4 protein-coding genes and 1 pseudogene (1 of these 5 cut by a window edge) are annotated in these 22,100 nt (G+C 61.8%); all 5 read left to right on the forward strand.

What is annotated here, in order from left to right:
• A pseudogene (locus EYQ35_09870) lies at positions 1-1,296 on the forward strand (hypothetical protein); it begins 894 nt to the left of the window's first position.
• 384 nt (positions 1,297-1,680) lie between these two features.
• Entirely contained in the window at positions 1,681-9,285 is a 7,605-nt protein-coding gene (locus EYQ35_09875) for a hypothetical protein (protein ID HIF64442.1), read from the forward strand.
• 266 nt (positions 9,286-9,551) lie between these two features.
• A complete protein-coding gene (locus EYQ35_09880; GenBank protein ID HIF64443.1) occupies positions 9,552-14,798 on the forward strand; it encodes a hypothetical protein in 5,247 nt (1,748 codons plus the stop codon).
• The gene (locus EYQ35_09885; GenBank protein HIF64444.1) at positions 14,798-15,331 is read left to right on the forward strand and encodes a hypothetical protein; all 534 of its coding nucleotides are present in this window, start codon (positions 14,798-14,800) and stop codon (positions 15,329-15,331) included. Before EYQ35_09880 ends, EYQ35_09885 begins: the two co-directional genes overlap by 1 nt.
• 25 nt (positions 15,332-15,356) lie before the next feature.
• A complete protein-coding gene (locus EYQ35_09890; protein ID HIF64445.1) occupies positions 15,357-21,995 on the forward strand; it encodes a hypothetical protein in 6,639 nt (2,212 codons plus the stop codon).
• Positions 21,996-22,100 lie beyond the last annotated feature (105 nt).

A 22,100-nucleotide genomic window follows, 5' to 3' on the forward strand; every position in this document is an offset into this window, starting at 1 on the left:
GGCGTAGAGACCTGCGACGCGGCGGCTGACTGCCAGGACAACGCCGACCCCAACGCGGATGACGGCGTGGGCTGTACCGATGACAGCTGTGACGAAGTCAACGACGTCATCGTCAACGCCGTCAACGACGGAAACTGCGATGACGGGCTGTACTGCACGGGCGTTGAGACCTGCGATGCCACCGCCGACTGCCAGGACAACGCTGACCCGGATCCCAACGACGGCGTGGACTGCACCGATGACAGTTGCGACGAGGAGACCGACTCGCTGGTCAACGCCGCGAACGACGGCAACTGCGATGACGGGCTCTACTGCACGGGCGTAGAGACCTGTGATGCCACCGCCGACTGCCAGGACAACGCCGACCCGGATCCCGACGATGGCGTGGACTGCACCGATGACAGTTGCGACGAGGAGACCGACTCGCTGGTCAACGCGGTGAACGATGGCAACTGCGACGACGGCTTGTATTGCACTGGCGTAGAAACCTGTGATGCCACCGCCGACTGCCAGGACAACGCTGACCCGGATCCCGACGATGGCGTTGCGTGCACCGATGACAGCTGCGACGAGGAGACCAACAGCCTGCTGAACGTGGCCGCTGACCCGTTTTGCGAAGACGAGAACGGTTGTACCGATGATCGCTGCGATTCGGCGTTGGGATGCGTGAACGAAGACAACGCGGCGTCTTGCGACGATGGCGATGCCTGTACCGTGAGTGACCTGTGCTCGGGTGGCAGCTGCCAGCCAGGATCGGCCGCTGACTGCGATAACGGCAACGTATGCACCGACGACGCCTGCGACTCAGTTCTTGGCTGTCACAGCGTGGACAATAACGCTTCCTGTGATGACGGCAATGCCTGTACGTTGGAAGACAGTTGCGACGGTGGCGGCTGCGTGCCCGGAGACAGCAGGCAGTGCGAGGACGAGAACACCTGCACAGACGATAGTTGCGATCCGGCCGATGGTTGCGTGTTCTCCGACAACGCGACCAGTTGTGACGACGATGACCCCTGCACGGGCGAGGATCTGTGCGGAGCCGGCTCCTGCTCAGGTATTTACCTGGTGACCGAATGCTGCGGTGACCCGGACTCCAGCGGCTGGGTGGGTGTGTCAGATGCCCTGCGCATACTGCAGAACGCGGTGGGCATGGACGTGCTTTGTCCGCTGGCCCTGTGTGATGTCAACGGCAGCGGATCTGTCACCGCCAGCGACGCCTTGATGGCGCTACGCGTAGCAGTTGGGACCGACCTGGAGCTTGCCTGCGAGCTGCCTACGCCGCCATCGGCCGAGTAAGCAGCAGGCCCGCGGCCAGCCAACTTGCCCGGCTCCAAGGGGCCGATCAGGCCTGAGATTACCCCCGGACGACATCGATCGGCCGGGGGTTTTTTCGTAACTGGGAACACGCACCCCCATTAAGGGGAAGTACTTTCCAGCCCCCCGGAAATCGGCTTGCCGTGTCACGGGGGGGGCGCTCCCCTTACTGGGGGGGGATGACCGCACAGATACCCCGATAGGCAAGAAAAGACTTGAGCTATTAACGATTTACCCGCTTGGGGGAGAGACAGCGAAGCTTTCTTTTGGCTAACTTCAATCCAGCGCCTTCAAGCGGGGTTTCTTTATGACCCTGGGGGCATTTTTATTTCATTCGAGTTTTTCTACGGGGAGGAGATTTAGAAAATGATAACTACCGCAACACGTACCTATAGGCGCGTACTCGCATTCACGGGAATTTTTGCCGTAACTACTTTACTTGCGCTTTCGATGGGCAGCGTGGAGGCCACCAGCCAACAGTTGTTAGATCTCGGCGCTGCCGCACCGCAGGACGGCTTGCACCTCAACTTGTGTCATGGCGAAGCCGGTGCAGTCGAGATGCTCGGTAATATCGACAGCCTGATACTAGATGATCCAAACGATCCATGGTCGGCGGGCATCATCACCGTTGCGGGGCAGACCGCGATAGTACCGAAAAACCTGCTGATTGATCTTCCGGCCAACCGCCTGAGCTTGCAGCAGCTGTTTGCCGACGCCCCGGCGGCCTGCGTGGTCACTGGTGAGAGCGGCCTGGCCTCGGCCGACGTCTGTACCGCCGGCGCCCTGGGCGGTGTGGCGGTTATTCTGGCCAACATGATGCCGGACTTCCAGATCATCGTCGGCGACATGTTCATCATGAAAGCCGGTATAAATCCCGGTGGCCTGCCCGCCGGCTTCATACAGTCCGGCCTGGTTACTTTTGCCGACTACGACGAGGGCTACGTGGTAATCAACGGCACTCCTGGCGACCCGACCACGGGCGTGATGATACGCCCGAACGATCCCGAGGGTGTGCACACGGTGCAGCGCGGTGCCGGTTGCTCCGTTGACGTCGGTGGCAATGTGATCAACAACTGCAGCCCTGACGTCCGCTTTACCAACGATCCTTCCAACTACACCTTCAACCATCTAACGGGTGTACCCTGGTGCTTACCGAGTACCGTTGCTCGGGATTTCACCGACGAGAACGGAAACGTAGTAACGGCTCAGTCCGACGTGTTTGGCGAGGGCGACGCTCTTTGCCCGGCCAGCAACAAGGACGACTTCGATCCCGCAACCACCAACTGGGTGGTCCCGGATTCGAGGCGCTTCGTGCCGTTGGCGGTGGGAGACCCCATAGGAGCAGATGGTAACTTCGAGACCGTTAACGGAGTAACGTTCTTCTCGGCCCACACCATAGTCATAGAGCTGTCCCCAACGACCCGGGATGACCCCAGCCAGCCCGACTACCTGCTGGTGGCTGAAGTCGGAGGCGACGTTTCTGGTTTTTCCAACGCACGCTTGAAGGGGATGGCCATAGGCATGGACAGTTTTGAGTCGCAGGTCGACGTGGCGGTGATCGACATCGATCCGGCGACCAACGAGGACAAGGCGCGCATTGTATTAAGCACGGTGGGTAATCCGCATACCGTTTGCATGGGAGTGAACCCGCTGCTGCCCCCCGGCGGCTTACCCGGGGCCGTTCCCTGCTCCGTAGACAACGGCGGTAACATATTCAAGATCATTTTTGACGTTGATTTTGTTGTCGGGGTGGGCCCAAAACGTTCGTTTTGCACCAACCTGTTCAACGCCGGGCTGAGGGCCTCGGCAGTTTGCAGCCTGGGTGAGGAAGTCGCGACGTTCTTACCGATAACGCGCGAAATGATAATGGTCAGTCGCCACCAGGCGGTTGTTAACGCAGCCGGCTCCGGCTCTCTCAACATAAACGGAAATCCGGCCGTCCACGGTGAGTATCTGTCGCCGCAAGGCGTAGGTCATCCCGAGTTCGACGAAGTGACTTTGACTAGTGTAGGCACTGCCTTTCAGTTTGACGGTATTCCCTGGAACCTCGACCGGCGCCTGGGCCCGGGTGGCTGCGTGGACACCGACGGCGACGACGAGGTCGATTGCGAGAGCCTGGTTGACTTTCCGGTGGGTAGCTTTGGCCTGGATCCTTTTCCTTGGGATCCGTTGGATCCCAGGGTGCGTGGTCCCCGCCTGGACGGCGACAATGTTGACTTACCGCTGGGGAGTGCACACCGCGTTCTGAGTCACTGGCCCCACAGTCCCGGCGCGGCCGCGGTGGTCGACGCCCAGGGGAATGTAATAACTCCAGCGATTGCGCCCGACCAGATTCCGTGGCCGCCTGCAACGGCTGCAGGACAAGAAGGGGGAGTTCTCGACTGTAGTGACGGTGACCCCTGCACGGTTGATTCCTGCGATGAGCATGAAGGCTGCTCGCATGTGCCCTCGACGGGTGACAATTGCGACGACGGAGACGCCTGCACATTGGGCGACGTCTGTAACGCCGGTGTGTGTGAATCCGGATCGCTTGATTGCACCGATAACACTTGCACGGCCACGTGCGACGACGGCAACGACTGCACGGACGACGGTTGTGCTGCCGGTGCCTGCACGACGACCAACAACGTGGTGCTTTGCGACGATGGAGATGAGTGCACGACGGGCGACAGCTGCAACGGCGCCGGTGTTTGCACGGGAGGCGTTCCGCCGATCTGTGACGACGGCGATCCCTGCACGGCCGACAGCTGCGATTCGCTGCTCGGATGCGTTGATTCCTTCGCGGCAAGCGGCACCTCCTGCGATGACGGCGACGCTTGCACGAGCAATGACCAGTGCGACGGGCTTGGTGACTGCCAGGGGGGCGGGGCTACCGGCTGCGACGATAGCAATCCCTGCACCGACGATTTCTGTAACTCCGCGGGAGGTTGCTTGAATGTATCCAACTCCGCGCAATGCTCAGACGGCGACGCGTGCACGGTGGACGACCTGTGTTTAGGCGGACTGTGTGTTTCCGGAGCCACGGACGACTGTGACGATGGTGACATCTGTACGGTTGATAGTTGCGATGCGGTTGGCGGTTGCGCCAACACTTTCGCTGGCGGGGCTTGCGACGATAACAACCCCTGCACCGACGATGTGTGCGACGCTTTAGGCGGTTGCGTGAGTACGGCCAACGCGGCTTCTTGCGACGACGGTGACCCTTGCACTACTGGAGATAGTTGCCAGGCGGGCGCCTGCGTTGGCGGAGGTCCGACCGACTGCAGTGACGACAACGTCTGCACCGACGACAGTTGCGGCGTGGGTGGCTGTGTACACACTGCCAACGTTGCCGCTTGTGACGACGGCAACGACTGCAACACGACCGACTTGTGCACCAATGGGGTATGCGTTGGTAGCGGCACCCCGAATTGCGATGATTTGAACCTGTGTACTTTCGATTCCTGCGACCCGATCTTGGGTTGTACCAACGATCCCAACACGTCGGCCTGCGACGACGGCGACGCCTGCACGGAGAACGATACTTGCGCTAACAGCGGATGCTCGGGCTCGGTGGTTGCGCCTGCCTGCGGCAACGGTTGCATAGAAGCCACAGAGACCTGCGGCGAGCCCGACATGGTGGGCTGCGTTTTGGGCGAGACTTGTGGCGCTGCGTGTACCTGCGAGGCCCAGAACTGTGCCGTCCTGTTGATGACCGGCCCGCCGGCCCTGCCAGCTGCCGGCCAGCCGCTGGTGCTCTTCGTGAAGCTCAACGTAGGGACGATCCCCTTGGGTAGCTATGCTGTAGACCTGTCCTGGGATCCGGTTGTGTTGCAGCTCGACTCGGTAGCGGGTGGCAGTAATGCGCAATTCGGTGGAGCGCCTACCTGCAACATAAACAACGCGGCCGGCACGGCCAGCTGTGTTGGTTTGAACGCCTCGGCGCTGAACCTCCCGTTTGGCGAGGTGCAAGTGGCTAACCTCAACATGACCGTTGTAGACGCGTCGGCCGGCGAGGCCACCGTGTCGGTGACCGCGGGCGTGATGAGCGATACCGCGGGCGACCCGCTTCCGGCTTGCAACGCGAGTGCTGACCTGACCGTGCTTAGTGGTTGCGGCGACGTTAACGGTGACAGCAACGTCAACATTGTCGATGCCCTGCTCACGGCCCAGTTCCAGGTCGGGCTGCGAACATGCAGCCAGATGGCCCGCTACGACGCCTGCGACATCTCGCCTGCGCCCACCGGCGACGGCTCATGTAACATTGCCGACGCGTTGAGGATGGCCCAGTGCAGTGTTGGCTTGATATCCTGCGACTTCGTCTGTTCGCCCCTGGTGTGCTCTGAACCAGCGGGCGCCATGATGATAGACCTCGGCGGCGAGACCGCGGATCTTCACCTGCCCAGCGGGCAGGCGGAGGTCAGCATCTCGCTGCCCGGGGGTACCCCGAGCCCCGGGCAGGTGATAACAGGCGAGCTGGTCATCGACACCGGCTCGTCCCTGGGTGCGTACGGGATCGACATAATCTGCGATCCCGCACTCATGAGGATCGTGCCTCCGGTGGCGGGGGGCACCACGGGGGAGTTTTCGGGCTCGCCCGTGCAGAACGTTTCGGGCTGCAGCGCCAGCCTGAGTGGCTTCCAGTTCTCTAACCTCGCCGGTCCCAGCGGACTTGTGAGCGTGGCCAGCGTGCAGTTCGAAGTCCTGGCCTCGGCCACCCCGGGCGGCACCAGCCTGGTTGACCTGGCTACCACAGTGATGGTGGATACTAGCGGAAACCCTATTTTAGCCACCGATCTTGATAGCACGGTAACTATCGGTGGCGGCTGCGGAAACGGAACACTTGAACTCGGCGAGCAGTGCGACGACGACAACAATGTCAACGGCGATTGCTGCTCGGCCTCCTGTAACTTCGAAGTCGGATCATGCTTCGACGGCGACTCCTGCACCACCGGCGATACCTGCCAATCAGGTTCCTGCGTGGCTGGAGCAACCCTTGATTGCGACGACAATAATCTTTGTACCGACGATAGCTGTGATTCTTTGAGCGGCTGCGTGAACGTGGCCAACACGGTTTCCTGCGACGATGGCGATGCCTGCACCGAGAGCGACGTGTGCTCGGGTGGAAGCTGCCAGTCCGGCGCGGCGGCCGACTGTAGCGACGGTAATATCTGCACCGTTGACTCCTGCAACTCTGCTTCAGGCTGCCAGAATCAGCCTTCTAACGCGGCCTGCGACGATGAAAATGCTTGCACCGACGACAGCTGCGCGGCCAATGCCTGCAGCAGCACGCCCAACTCGGCCTCCTGTGACGACGGTGACGCTTGCACCACTACTGACACCTGCGCGGCGGGTAGCTGCTCGGGTTCGGCCGTAGACTGCGACGACGCCAACTTGTGCACTACCGATTCCTGTGATGCTGCCAGCGGTTGTGCGTACGCGGCCAACTCGCTCGCCTGCGACGACGGGGTCAACTGTACCACCGGCGATACCTGCTCTGCTGGAATCTGCCAGGCTGGTGCTCCGGTAGTCTGTAACGACGGTGACGTCTGTACCGACGACCAGTGCAACGAGGCCGACGGAACCTGCTCCAGTTTTGCTAACACGGGGCCAGCCTGCGATGACGGCGATGCCTGCACCACGGGCGACGCCTGCTTCGGCGGCAACTGTGTGGGTGGCGCGGCGCCGGACTGCGGCGACGGCAACGTTTGCACTGATGACGTTTGTAACTCGGCCAGCGGTTGCTCCAACCCGGCCAACACGGTTGCCTGCAACGACGGTGACGCCTGCACCACCGCTGACACCTGTTCTGCGGGTTCCTGCGTGGGCGGAGCGGCTCCCGATTGCAACGACAGTGATCTTTGCACTGCCGACAGCTGCGACTCGGGCTCGGGCTGCGTGAACACGGATATATCGGCTGACTGTGGCGACGCTAACGTCTGCACTACCGACAGCTGCGATGCGATCCAGGGTTGCATAAACGCGCCCAACACGGTGGCTTGTGACGACGGTGATGCCTGCACACAGGTAGACAGCTGCGATGGCGCTGGCGCCTGCGCTGGATCTGACCCGGTGCTGTGTACGGCCAGTGACCAGTGCCACGACGCGGGCAGCTGTGCCCCGGCCAGTGGCCAGTGCAGTGACCCTGCTTCGGCTGACGGTACGCCCTGTGATGATGGCAACGCCTGCACGACCAACGACAGCTGCCAGTCCGGCACCTGTGTCGGCGGCGCGGCACCGAACTGTGACGACACTAACGTCTGCACTACCGACAGCTGCGATGCAGCCAGCGGTTGCCAGCACGTGCCGGTGGCGCTGTCTTGCGATGACGGCGATGCGTGCACGGTTGCCGATTCGTGCAGCGGCGGCGTCTGCTCGGGTACGACTCGTGATTGCAACGACAGCAACGGCTGCACAAACGACAGTTGCGATCCGGCCTCGGGTTGCGCCAGCGTTGACAACACAGCGCCATGTGATGACGGAAACGCCTGCACCACGAGTGACACCTGCGCCGGTAGTTTCTGCGTTGGTGGAGTAGCTCCTGAATGCAACGACGGCAATGGTTGCACCACCGACAGTTGCGACACAGCGTCGGGCTGCCTTTACTTGGATAACTCGCTCGCCTGTGATGACGGTAACGCCTGCACGGACAACGACAGCTGCTCAAGTGGGCAGTGCCAGGGCGGCGGAGCTGCGAACTGCGACGACTCCAACTCTTGCACGGTTGATCTGTGCGACTCGGCTACCGGTTGCCAGCACTTCAACGTAGCCATCGCGTGCGATGACGGCAACGCCTGCACGACCGACGACCAGTGCAGTAGCGGTGCTTGCGTAGGCGGCGCCCCGCCCAACTGCAACGATTCAAACGTTTGCACTGACGATAGCTGCGATGCCGGCCTGGGCTGCGTAAACACAAACAACACGGCCCAGTGCTCAGACGGCGACGCTTGCACCACCAGCGATATCTGTTCGGCTGGCAATTGCGGCGGTACCGACACGTCGGCGAGCGATTGTGATGACAGTAATGTGTGCACCACTGACAGCTGCAACGCGGTTTCTGGTTGCGCCAACGTGGTCAACGCGGTGGCTTGCGACGACGGAGACACTTGCACGACGGTTGATCTCTGTGTCGATGGAGCCTGCGTGGGTACGGTTCCGCCCGATTGCGACGACACCAACGGTTGCACGGACGATACCTGTGACAGTGCTACCGGTTGCGTGAGCACCGACAACACGGCCTCCTGCGAGGACGGCAACGCCTGCACAAGGGACGATACCTGCCAGGCGGGATCCTGTGTGGGCGGTGCGGCGCCCGACTGCGACGACGATAACGAGTGCACGGAGGATACCTGTGACGCTGCCTCGGGCTGCGCGCACGGTAACAACACCAGTAGTTGCGACGACGGCGATTCCACCTCGGTGGGTGACCAGTGCTTAGCGGGCAGCTGCGTGTCGGGTAACTTCGGCTGCCCGGCAGCCCCGGCGCCCGACTGCACCCAGCCTTACTTCGAGCGTAAGTCCAAGCTGCTGCTTAAGAACAACAGCCTGGACAGCAAGGACAAGTTGCTCTGGAAATGGGCCAAAGGTGGTGCCACGACCACGGCAGATATGGGCGACCCATCGGCCACTACCGAGCACGCACTGTGCATCTGGGACGAGGTAGGCGGTACGCCCGCCCTGGTCATGGAAAACCACGTCCTGCCGGGCAACGGTTGGCAAGTATCGGCTTCGGGCATTCAGTACAAGGACCGCGTAGGCGCTCCGGACGGCGTGGCTAAGCTGAAGATGAAGGCCGGGCCCGACGGCAAGGCCAAGATCCTGATCAAGGCCAAGGGCGCCGCCACGGGTCTTGCGGCCATGCCGCTGTCGCTGGACGACAAGCTTACAGTGCAGTTGGTGAACAACTCGGGCGGATGCTGGCAGTCGGATTTCGCTGCGCCGACCTCGCGTAATAACCCGGCATTGTTCAAGGGAATTTCTTCCTTCAGGTGACACGGCGAACTGGTGATTGTTCACCCGCCGCGTCGCCCAGGGGGGGCGAGTCGACGTCGGCCTGCCTTTGGCAACGGGGATGCCAGGGCAGCCGCGTCGACGAAGGATCCCGAAACCGGCAGAGCAGACGCTACAGCGTTTAACCGTGACGCATAATTACCCGTTCGGGGGGCGAGACAGTTTCCGAAATGGGGGCTAACGTCATTAGCAAGGATAGTCAGGGGGGGGGTCCTCCGATGTTCTAAGTTTTTTGGAGGTCTTGTTCGATGTTTGTATTCTCGGTTGTTACTAACGGTTTCTTTTCTCGTGCTGCTGTCTCGACAGCAGCCCTGGCCCTTATTCTCGGCTCGGCCGCTACGGCATTCTCACAGCCGGCACCGCCGCCTGCAGGTGAACCGTTGTTTGCCCCTCCACCGTCGTCGCTCAAGACGGCACTGGTTCCCGAACCGTCGACGCTCGCCGAGTACGTTGTCGACAAGCAGGCCGCCATCACCCTGGGGAAGGCCCTTTTCTGGGACATGCAGGTGGGCAGTGACGGGGTGCAGGCCTGCGCTTCCTGCCACTTCAGCGCGGGCGCCGACAGCCGCGATAAAAACACCGTTAGCCCAGGCCCCAACGGGGTGTTTGACAGCCTGGGGCCCAACGGGACGCTGACCGCTGCCGACTTTCCATTTACGAGTTTTGCCGACAACGACAACCGCCTCTCGACTCGTATTCACTCTGACGATGTCGTCGGTTCGCAGGGCGTTCACAAGGTCGATTTCCTTGACGTAGTGCTCGGTAGTCCCCTGGCCTTCGACCAGGGAACCGTGCTGCTCGACCCCACCTTCCAGGTTGGCGGGGTAAACACCCGGCAGTCAACCGGCCGCAACACCCCGTCGACCATTAACGCGGTATTCAACTGGCGTAACTTTTGGGACGGTCGTGCCCAGCCGCTCTTCAACGGTGTCAACCCCGGTGGCGCACACGATCCGTCAGCCCGCGTGATCGAAATACTCGCTGGTAGCGACGGTGTCCTCGGTACCCTAGACGACACCGTAGAGGCGGTGTCGGTGCTCATAGACAACGCCAGTCTTGCTTCGCAGGCGGTGGGTCCTCCCAACAGCGAAGTAGAGATGGCCTGGGCTGGGCGTATTTTTCCCAAGATAGGTAAGAAGATGCTTGCGCCCGGAATCATTCCGCTGGCCAAACAGCTGGTTCACTCCAGTGATAGCGTGCTGGGCGCGCTGGCCAAGACCAACACCAACCCCAACCTTCCGGGCCTCGATGCGAGCTACGAGACGCTCATACAGCAGGCTTTTGCGCCCCAGTGGTGGGATTCGGACAAGGTCGTGACTTTTCCCGGGACGGTTGCCTGTGGCGACACGCTCGGCATCGATGCCTCCACCTGCGCGGGCTTCCCGACCATTTCTGATCCCACCGGTGCGCTGCTGACAACGAATGAGTACACGTTGATGGAGGCCAACTTTTCGCTTTTCTGGGGACTGGCTGTGCAGTTATACGAGGCCACCCTGGTATCGGACGACTCGCGTTTTGACCAATTCATGGACGGCGGCGGCATAGGCGGCAACACCGAGCACCTGCTCAACGCCGAGGAGAGGTTGGGCCTGGATGTTTTTCGCAACATCGGCTTCGCGCCGGGCGTCAGCGCCGGGCTCTGCGTAGGTTGCCACGTGGGCGCGGAGATGACGGCCGCGGCTACCGCTGCCATCAACTCGCTGGAGCCTTTTTTCCCGGGTGAACCGCCTCCCGTGCCCGAGTTACCGGTCGAGCAGATGCTCATGGCCTTCGGCGTGGGGCTCAACAATCTGAACTTCCAGACAGATCCGCTGGCCATACTGACGCCCGAGTTTGCCGGGGTTCTGACCTTTGACCCGCGAGGATCGTTGATGCAGATCACACAGGACTCGGTGCCCACCGGCGCCTGCAACCTGGACGGGAGCTGCCCCAATGTCACCACAGCCGGTTTCGACGGAGTGCCGGGTACCGGTGACGACGGCAGTGTTCCCCAGCATTGCACCTGCAACAATTTTGACACAGCGACCCAGACCTGTGTTTCCGAGGGATGTGCGCCGGCCATTTTTACCCGCGACTACCTCGGTACCCCCGGCCAGACCCAGCTGGGTGCGACCCCCCCCGCCGACTGCGGCGTGGGGTCGACCCTGAGCGCCCAGCTGTTTCCTACCGGCGCCGGTTCGCTCGTAAACCCCTTGTCGTTCGCCAGCGCGCTGTTCGTGCAGCAGCCTGACTGCGCGGCCGACCTGTCGACCGGTACGCTCGGCCTCGCGCCGGGCGACTACAGCTTTTTTGTAGACGGCATAAACCGCGGCACCATGCGCGTGATTGCCGACGTGATCTATGACTTCGGCTTCTACAACATTGCAGTGACCCCGACCTTCGACGACGTGGGCGTGGGTGGCGATTCGCCTCCAGGTCAGCCGATATCGGTTGCCAGGCGCGCGGTCATGATGGCCGACGGAGAGCCTTGCGGCCAGGACCCCATTAACAACCCGCTGGTCTGCGACATGCCCGAACTCACGGGCGCGTTCTGCCTGCCCGGTGTGAGTGGCAACTGCACCATCCAGGATCCGTCGTTCGTGGCGCCCGGCACTCTCGAAGTGGTTGACGGTGCCTTCAAGGTGCCCCAGCTGCGCAACGTGGAACTGACTGGTCCGTACTTTCACAACGGTGGCAAGGGCACCCTCGGCCAGGTCGTTGATTTCTACAACCGTGGAGGCGACTTCCACGAGGACAACCTTCTGGAACTGGCACCGGAGATAATCTTTCTTGCCATGCCCCAGGTTGACCGCGACGCGTTGGTGGCCTTTCTCAAGACGCTCACCGACGAAAGGGTGCGCTACGAGGCAGCTCCCTTTGACCATCCGGAAATTTCGATACCCGTTGGCCAGGTTGGTGATGACCTCGCCGTGAGCGACACCAACTTTGACGGTAACGCTGACGATGTCTTCATGCACCTGGCAGCCGTTGGCGCACCGGGTAACTGCACGGGCGTAGACGGCTCAGCTCGCAGCTGTGATGACAACAACTCGTGCACAGATGACAGCTGCGTGCCCGAGTTCGGTTGCGTGAACGCACCCAATACAGCGCTCTGTAATGATGGTGACTCCTGCACCACGGCCGACCAGTGTGATGGAGCCGGCGGTTGTGCGGGCGTAGACACATCGCTGGTCGATTGTGACGACGCGGACGTGTGTACCGATGACAGTTGCGATGCGTTTGCCGGTTGCACGAACAGCTTCAATGCGTCCGGCTGTAGCGACGGCAACGCCTGTACCACGGGTGATACCTGCAACGCGGGTATCTGCGTTGGTGGACCGCCACCGGCTTGTGACGACGGCAACGTTTGTACCGCAGATCTTTGCGATAGCAGCGTGGGCTGCGTGTCGTTGCCTACGTCGGTGAGTTGTGACGACGCGGATCCTTGCACGATCGATGACTTCTGCGTCAACGCTGCCTGCGTGGGCTCCACGCCCCCGGACTGCAGCGACGGCAATGTCTGCACGGACGACAGTTGCGTGAGCGCGGCCGGTGGCTGTGTGAACCTGCCCAACTCGGCGCCCTGCGATGATGGCGATGCCTGCACGACCAACGACACCTGCCAAGCCGGTGTCTGCGTGGGTGGCGCGGCGCCCGACTGCGACGATGTCAACGGTTGCACCGACGACACTTGTGACAGTGCAATCGGCTGCGTAAGCGCAAACAACACGGTGTCTTGTGAGGACGGCGAGTTTTGCACCGACGGCGACCAGTGTTCGGGTGGCTCCTGCCAGCCGGGTGCGGCCAGGGATTGCTCGGATGGCAACGCCTGCACGACAGACAGCTGCGATGACGCTGCCAACCAGTGCCAGCACGTGGCCGACGATGGCTTCTGCGATGACAGTAACCCCTGCACGAACGATTTCTGTTCGACGGCAACGGGCTGCTTCTACCAGGATAACGGCTTTGCCTGCGACGACGGGGACGCCTGCACGACCATCGACACCTGCCAGGCCAGTGTGTGTGTGGGTAGCACGCCGCCCAACTGCGACGATGGAAACGGTTGCACCGACGACGTCTGCGACAGCGCGACGGGCTGTGCGAACAATGACAACACTGCCCTTTGCAGCGACGGCGACGCCTGTACTACCGGCGATGCCTGCTCGGCGGGCAGCTGCTTTGGCGGCGCCGCGCCTGATTGCGACGACGGTAACGTGTGCACGGCCGACACCTGCGACACAGCCCTGGGTTGTCAAAATACCAACGTAGCTGTCGCCTGCGACGACGGCGACGCCTGCACCACGACCGATACTTGCTCGGCCGGCGGTTGCGTGGGGGGTGCTGCCCCTGATTGTAACGACGCCAACGGCTGTACCGATGACGTCTGCAATAGCGCGACGGGTTGTTCCAATACTGACAACACCACGGCCTGTGACGATGGTGACGCTTGCACAACCGGTGATATTTGCGCGGCTGGTTCGTGTGCCGGTGTAGATACTTCGGCCCAGGATTGCGAAGACGGAAATTCCTGCACGCTGGACTTCTGCAACCCTGCGAGCGGTTGCGTGAACGCTGCTACGGCTGGTAGTTGCGACGACGGCGACGCCTGCACGGATGACGACCAATGTATCAACGGGTCCTGCTTAGGCGGAGGCGCGCATGATTGTGATGACGCCAACGGTTGCACCGACGACAGTTGCGACAGCGCGACTGGTTGTGCCAACAGCGACAACACGGCCGCCTGCGACGATGGCGACGCCTGCACCACGGCTGATACCTGTGCGGCGGGTAGCTGCGTGGGCGGGGTCGCGCCGGATTGCGACGATGGCAACGGTTGCACCGACGACACCTGCGACAGCACGAGTGGCTGCGCTTACTCTAACAACACAGCCACTTGCGATGACGGCGAACCGCTCACCCCGGTAGACCAGTGCATCGCCGGCCAGTGCGTGGGCAGTGGATTGCAGTGCCCCGTACAACCAGTGGCGGGTTGCCGACAGCCGGTCAAAATTGGCAAGGCCAGGCTGGCGCTCAAAAAGAATGCTGTGGTGACGGCCAAGGACCGCATGAAGTGGAAGTGGGCCAACGGGTCTGCCACCGCGGCCGCCGACTTTGGTGACCTCGTTGGTGGTAGCGGTGAAGGTCTCGCCATTTGCTTCTACGATGAAGTTGCCGGCCAGGCCTCGCTTGTGATGGACCAGCTGGTGCCCGCGGGTGGCAGCTGCGGCGGCAAGGATTGTTGGGTAGAAACACCCAGGGTCATTAAGTTCAATGATCGATCGGGCGCAGCCAGCGACGGGATAACGGCATTAACTATCAAGCCCGGCGCCGACGGCAAGGCCAAGATCAAGGTCAAAGGCTCTGGTACGCGACTGGGAGTGGGTTCGCTGCCCCTGTCGATGGACACCAAGGCTACCATGCAGGTCATAGCCGAGCCTGGTAGTTGCTGGCAGGCCGATTACTCGTCAGCTGCCAAGAACACCGACGGGCAGTTCAAGGCCAAGAGTTCGAATTGATGTCGAGTCTCCGGCTTGAAGAATATGCGAAGAAAGCCCTGCTCGGGGTAGCGGTAGCCATGATTTTGGCGGCTATCGCGACCCCTGGCCTGGCTGTCGCCTCCTCATCCGACTTGGACAAGTGCAAGTTAGCCATCGCGAAAGCCGACTCCAAGTACGTGGGCAAGTACACCAAGGCCTCGCGACGGTGCATGGACGACGGGGGCTCTGCTTCTGCCTGTATGGGTAGTACTGGCGGTGACGCTCGCTTTGTGGCCGCAGTGGGCAAGGCTCAGTCGCGGGCGAACAAGCTGGTCCTGAAAAAATGCTCCGCCTGGGGGGCCGCTGAAAAGGTTCGCTACGACCTCGGCTACGGTTCCAGCTGCCCAGGCATCGCCCAGCCCGGTAACTGTGATTTCGAACTTTCGGGGCTCGATATGCAGGGGGAAGACAATGACCTGCTCGAGTGCCTGGGGTGTCTTCATTCTCACATGGCCGAATGTTTGACTGCTGCTGCCTACAATATCGCCGTGCCTGGAGGTCGTTGTTTCTGACCAGCAGAAGCAGCCGAAGTCCGCGATGAACAATTCTCAACCATTTTATCTACCGGTCTTCAAGACGATTCGGACAGCGCTGTTATGTTCGGTGTTGATGCTGCTTGTTCCCTTGACGGCAGTGGGCGCCGAGCAACAGCAGGCAGGGGATAGATTTCCTTCTAATCCGCTAGGAGCCTGCAGCACCAAGCTTGCTGCAGGAGGAGACAAGCTGTTCAAAAAGGCGGCCAGGGCACTGCAAAGATGCCAGAAGGCCGACATGTCGACCTCGTGTCTACTCAACAGGCCGGCGAGCGTAGCGGGCGAGCTGTCGGGCTACGCGACCAAGGCACGACGTTCGATGGCGGGCAAGTGTTCGCGTATTAATTATGATTTGGCTGGATACCCTTCCACCTGTCCGGGTTTCGGAGACGCTTGTGATTTTACCGTGGCTGGCTGGGATGTCACCGGCGAAAAGAACGACATGCTTGACTGCCTGCTTTGCATGTACGACGCAGCAGCGAGGCGGAGCCTTGAACTGCAGGTCGTGGTACCGCGTTGCGGCGACGGCATGGACAACAGGCTCGACGAAATTTGCGATGACGGTAACGATGACAGTAACGACGCCTGCCTCGGAGACTGCCGCGCGGCGAGCTGTGGTGACGGTTTTGTCTGGGCCGGCCAGGAGAGCTGCGACAACGGTGACGCTAACTCCGATACAGAGGCAGATGCCTGTCGCAGCGATTGCACCCCTGCGGTCTGCGGTGATGGGACGGTAGACAGCGGCGAAGAATGCGATGACTCGGGTGAATCGGCCAGCTGCGACAGCGATTGCAGCCTGGCTGTCTGCGGTGACGGTACCGTAAATGCCTCGGCCGGCGAGACTTGTGACGACACGGGTGAATCGGCTAGCTGCAACAGCGACTGTACGGTGGCCTCCTGCGGTGACGGCACGACTAATGGCACGGCCGGCGAATCCTGTGATGACGGCAACGGGGATAACACCGACGCCTGTCTCAACGATTGTTCCCCAGCCTCCTGCGGTGACGGTTTCACATGGGCGGGCTCAGAAGACTGCGACGACGGGAATGCCGACAACAATGATTCCTGCCTGGACAGTTGCACAGCGGCGACTTGCGGCGATGGTTTTGCCTGGGCGGGCACCGAAGAATGCGACGACGGCAACGCCGACAACGGTGACTCCTGCCTGGATAGTTGCGTCACCGCGACCTGTGGCGACGGCTTTTTATTCTCGGGCAGCGAGCAGTGCGACGACGGAGCGGCCAACTCTGATACCGCGCCCGACACTTGCCGCTCTGATTGCGAACTGCCGAGCTGTGGTGACGGGGTAGCCGACAGTGCGGAGCAATGTGATGATGGTAACGCCGACGACAACGACTCCTGCCTCGGCTCCTGTGTCGATGCGTCCTGCGGCGACGGTCATACCTGGGCTGGAATAGAAGCTTGCGATGCGGCTGGCTATAGCGCTTCGTGCAACCTGGACTGCAGCGTCTCGGTGTGCGGTGACGGCAAGGCCAACCCGGCGGCGGGTGAGGCCTGCGACGCGGCGGGCGAGAGCGCGGTTTGTGACCTCGATTGTAGTCTTGCGTCCTGCGGTGATGGAACGATGAACACGACGGCAGGCGAGGCTTGCGACGCGGCGGGTGAGAGCACAACTTGTGATCTCGACTGCAGCCTTGCCTCCTGCGGTGACGGAACAACGAACGCCACGGCAGGCGAGACCTGCGACACGGAAGGCGAAAGCGCCTCCTGTAACGCCGACTGCAGTACTGCCGCCTGTGGTGACGGCAAGGTCAACAGCAGCGCGGGCGAACAGTGCGATGCGGCGGGAGAATCTGATTTATGCGACGGCGATTGCACGGTGGCTGCCTGTGGCGACGGCACCACTAACGCTACTGCCGGCGAGGCCTGCGACGACGGTAACAACAGCAACGGCGATGGCTGTCTCGATAGCTGTGCCACGGCCAGCTGCGGCGATGGCTTCGTCTTCGCGGGCGAAGAAGCCTGCGACGATGGCAACTCTTCAAACGCTGATGCCTGCCTGGCTGATTGTGCGGTTGCGAGCTGCGGCGATGGCTTTGTCTTCGTCGGCCAGGAAGCCTGCGATGACGGCAATTCCGACAACGGTGACGCTTGCCTCGACAGCTGCGAGACGGCGTCCTGCGGCGACGGTTTTCTGTTCGTCGGCGGGGAAGAGTGCGACGATGGCAACAGCAGCGACACCGACTCCTGTAGCGCGGCCTGTGATTCACAACGCGTAATTTCAGCCGGCGTGGTAGCGCTGGACCAGGTGCTTACCTACAACCGCTGGGGTAGCCACCAGGCTGCGGGGATGATTTTTGCGCTCCGGCGCGACGTGGTCGACATGGCCGGTAACCCAATAGGGGAGGGCGGAGTGCCAGGCCAGGTAATGCTCAGGCCAGGCAAGCGCCCGCGCCCGCTGGTGCTCAGGGCCAACGAGGGGGATGTTCTGCAGGTCCACTTTACAAACCTGCTGGCACCGGCCAGGCCCAACGCCAAGGGAACGACCACGAGGCTGGCTTCGATGATGGTAAACGGCACGCGTGTGCTGGGCAACACCCACGACCCGGTCGTGACCGGGCTCGAGGGAATCGCACCGGGGCAGTCTACCGACTACTCGTGGAAGGCCGGGCACGAGGGCACAAAGTTGTTCTACAGCCTCGCCGGACCGGCTGGCGGTGGTGGCGACGGTGGCCAGCTTTCGCTCGGACTTTTCGGAGCTTTAAACGTCGAGCCCGAGGGCAGCAGCTGGTATCGCAGCCAGGTGACAGCGGCAGAGTTGGCGACGGCGCGGTCCCAGGCCGAAGCACCTGCGCTGCTTAACTACGACGCGGTAGACATTGCAGGAGTGCCGGTGCTGCGCATGCTCGACGACGCCGGTGAACTTGTGCACTCTGATCTCAACGCGATCATCGCCTACGACCAAGCAGCAGATAACGTGCAGTCGACCTCCGAGGCCACTTTCAGGGAGTTCTCGGTAATCTTTCACGACGAGATCGAGCTGACCCAGGGATACCCCCAACTTGATAACGATGTACTCAAGCCGGTGAGCGATTCTTTTGCCATCAATTACGGCTCCGAGGGCCTGGGCTCGCGCCTGCTGGCCAACCGCCTGGGCGAGGGGCCGGCTGCGAACTGCCTGGAGTGCCCCTACGAAGAGTTCTTCCTCGAGTCAGCCGTGAGCGGTGACCCGGCCCTGCTGAATGTTTTCGAGGATGATCCCTCCAACGTTCACCACAGCTATATCAACGACAACGTAAAATTCCGCAACCTGCACGCGGGCCCGAGAGAAACGCATATCTTTCACCTGCACGCTCACCAGTGGCTGGCCAACGCGGGTGAGGGTATCGACGACAACTCGGTATACCTTGATTCGCAGGCAATAAGCCCGATGAGTAATTTCACCTACGAGATCCAGTACGGTGGCGCGGGCAACCGCAACAAGGTCGTCGGTGATTCAATTTTTCACTGCCATCTCTATCCCCACTTTGCCCAGGGCATGTGGGAGCTGTGGAGAGCACACGATGTACTGGAGGATGGAACCCGTCGCCTGATGGACGGAGAACTGGGACCGGGAACAAACCCGCTCACCGGGGTGACGGTTGGCGGCACGCCCATACCCGCGCTTGTTCCAATGCCCGACTACGCGATGGCCCCCGATCCCAGCTACGGGCCGAACGCATTGCCCGGGTATCCTTTCTACATGGCGCAGGTCGCGGGCCACCGGGCTCCACAAGCACCGCTTGACGTGGCCAGCGACGGCGGACTGCCGCGACACGTGTTTACTGACGGCGGCCAGCGAAGCACGGGTGCGGGGGCTGCCAGTTTTGATTTCCACGTCGACGTGCAGGTCGCCAACATACAGGTGCTGCCCCAGGAGGGAACGGCGCTTGAGCAGGCCGCGATGGCTTTTCACGCCAGCCCCGGTGTGACTACCACCACCCCCGAGGGTGACGCAGCTTTCTTTGAACTGAACGGCTTGCCTTCCACCGCCGGTGCCCCTTACGCTGAGCCCTGTCCGCCCCTATGCGGCAGCGCCCAGCAGGGCGAGTACCAAGCAGCTTGCATGGACGGCTGCACGGGCAAACCCTGGGATCCCGAGTGCTCATTGCGTTGTGAAGACTGCACCACGGCCCACCGCACCTACCACGTGTCGTACATAGAGCTCGACCTGTTGGCCAACGCGGCCGGCTGGCACGACCCACAGGGGCGCATAAACGTGCTCGACTCAGACGTTTCTCTCTACGAGGGACAAACGACCACGGCGGATCCGTTTTTCTTCAGGGCTAACTCGGGTGAGTGCGTCACGTTCAAGCACACCAACCGCGCGCCCAAGGAGTTTGACCTGGATGATTTCCAGGTGAGGACGCCCGCTGATGTGGTTGGCCAGCACATCCACCTTGTCAAGTTCGATGTGACAAGCTCCGATGGCTCGGGCAACGGGTGGAACTACGAAGACGGTACTTACTCTGCTGAAGCCATCGCCGAATGGACGGCGGCCAGCAATGCTCTCGGTGGGTCGGCCACCTCGGGATACGACGCGGCGGGCAACCCCGTCAACGTGTGGGGCGACGGCGCAACCTCGGGGGTGCCCACGACGCTGACGGCCGACGGTGGCTTTCAGACCACCACGCAGAGGTGGTGGGCAGACCCCTTGCTCAATAAGCATGGCCAGGACCGCAGCATAAGAACGGTGTTTACCCACGATCACTTTTTTCCGTCTACCGGCCAGCAGCACGGTTTTTACAACGCGCTCACCATAGAACCTGCCGGTTCGCAGTGGCTCACGCCCGACCTGACCGATGATCTTTCGCTGCCGCTCGACCCCGCCCGCGGTGTGGGTACGCAGGCATACATAATTGCCGCGGACAGCAAGACCTGCACGGTGAGCGGGGAGGCGGTAGCCGTTGAACCGTTGCCCTGCAACTCGGACGCCGACTGCCCTGAAGAAGAATGGTGCATGAATATGGACCACCGTGAGTTCATGATGGCGGTGGCCGATCTTGCACTTCTTTATACGCCCCTGGGTGTGCCCATAGGCGCGCCGGCCCAGCCAGAGGCCATATCGAGTAAGGGTGGAACAGACGTAGTAAACTACCGTAACGAACCTTTTGCCGGACGCGGCGGCCCTCATCCCGATGCCGATTTGGATACGCTGAACTCGGGTAACGGCGTACCTTCCGGCGCGTTCAGCTCCTGGGTAAACGGCGACCCCTTTACCGAGATATTCAAGGCCCGCGAGGGCGAACGAATGCAGGTGCGGCTTATACAGGGCGCACAACAGGCCCAGCACAGCTTCAACCTTCACGGCGGGTTGTGGCCCGAGGCCATAGACGACTCTGGGTCCCCGATGGTTCAGGGCCAACCCATAGGTATATCCGAACACTTCGAGTGCGACATGGGCGTGGCTCCGCCGGTGACCGGCGGCGGCGTGGCCGATTACCTGTACCATTTCGGCGCCAATGATCATTTGAACGACGGAAGCTGGGGTCTCATTCGCGTGTTTGCTGACGGGCTTTCTTTTGATGCCAGCGACTCTGAACTCAGGTCGGCGCAACTGGCCGCCGCGGCTGCCGGCGAGCGCAACGACTGCCTTGAGGATTCACCCGCGCGCTTGTTCGAGGTCGAAGCCTGGCGGGCCGCCGACCTGCTGCCCGGCGGCCGGCTGGTGTACAACCAGCGCGAGGACATTTACGACCCCAACGCGCGTATCTTCTTGCTGGCCGAGGACCGGGCCGCACTGGCGGCGGGTACCAAGGCCGTCGAGCCGCTCGTGCTCAGGGCCAACTCCGGCGACTGCATCACGGTGTCGTTGACTAACCACATGCCAGACACCGAGGTATCGATGCATCCGCAGCGCGTGTCCTACGACGTACGCTATTCTGACGGTGCCAACGTGGGCTTGAACTTTCTCCAGACCGCTATGCCCGGTGAGACTATCAACTACCACTGGTTCGCCGGCTATACGTGGCACGGATTTTCCGAGCCTGAGGAGCTGGGTCCGGGCAACCTGCGCTCCTACGGCGACTTCCTGGTCGATGCTCGGCAGGGCTTGCTCGGCGCGTTGGTAATAGAAGAAGCCGGTGCCAGCTGGACCGACACCGTGACCGGCACGGCGGCTTCGTCGGGAACAGCGGTAGACGTGACCACGGCCTCTGGTGAAACCTTTCGCGAGTTCGTAGTTCTCTACCAGGAAGACCTGGACTTGTTCACGGGCCAGGGAAGGATTCCCGACGCCAAGGTCGATCAGGCCGAGAAGGCGTTCAATTACCGAACCGAGAATTTCTGGGCGCGGCTGGGCGTTCCTACTTCCGTAGACTTGAATGACGTGGCGTTTCCCTCCGATTTTTTCAGCGGCCCTATCGAGACACCTTTGTTCAGGGCAGCCGACGGGCAGAAGGTTCGTTTCCACGTACTGCAGCCCTCCGGCGGTCCCCTGCAGCACACCTTCCTCGTGCAGGGGCACGACTATCCGGACAACCGCCAACCGATGGCGGGCACCGGGGGGGCGAGCATTATAGCCCCCTTCGTGGCCCGTACCATGGACCTGGAAGGCGGCGCGCGCGCCGGCACATGGCTCTATCACGACGGCACGGGGTACGGTCGGGCGGGTGGCCTCTGGGGCCGGCTGGAAGTCGACTGACGGCTATAGCCCGGCAACTGGCCCGGTCGCTGGCGGATTAATTTGTTCTGCCCCCCTAACGGGGGGTACGGGCCGCTGTTTCCCCGTTTGGGGGCTTGTTGAACT

This window comes from Candidatus Binatota bacterium (genome assembly GCA_012960245.1).
Lineage (GTDB): Bacteria > Desulfobacterota > Binatia > UBA1149 > UBA1149 > UBA1149.

Coding starts and splice junctions, on each gene's coding strand:
- EYQ35_09875 (HIF64442.1), top strand. CDS start 1,681: ATGATAACTACCGCAACACGTACCTATAGGCGCGTACTCGCATTCACG.
- EYQ35_09880 (HIF64443.1), top strand. CDS start 9,552: ATGTTTGTATTCTCGGTTGTTACTAACGGTTTCTTTTCTCGTGCTGCT.
- EYQ35_09885 (HIF64444.1), top strand. CDS start 14,798: ATGTCGAGTCTCCGGCTTGAAGAATATGCGAAGAAAGCCCTGCTCGGG.
- EYQ35_09890 (HIF64445.1), top strand. CDS start 15,357: ATGAACAATTCTCAACCATTTTATCTACCGGTCTTCAAGACGATTCGG.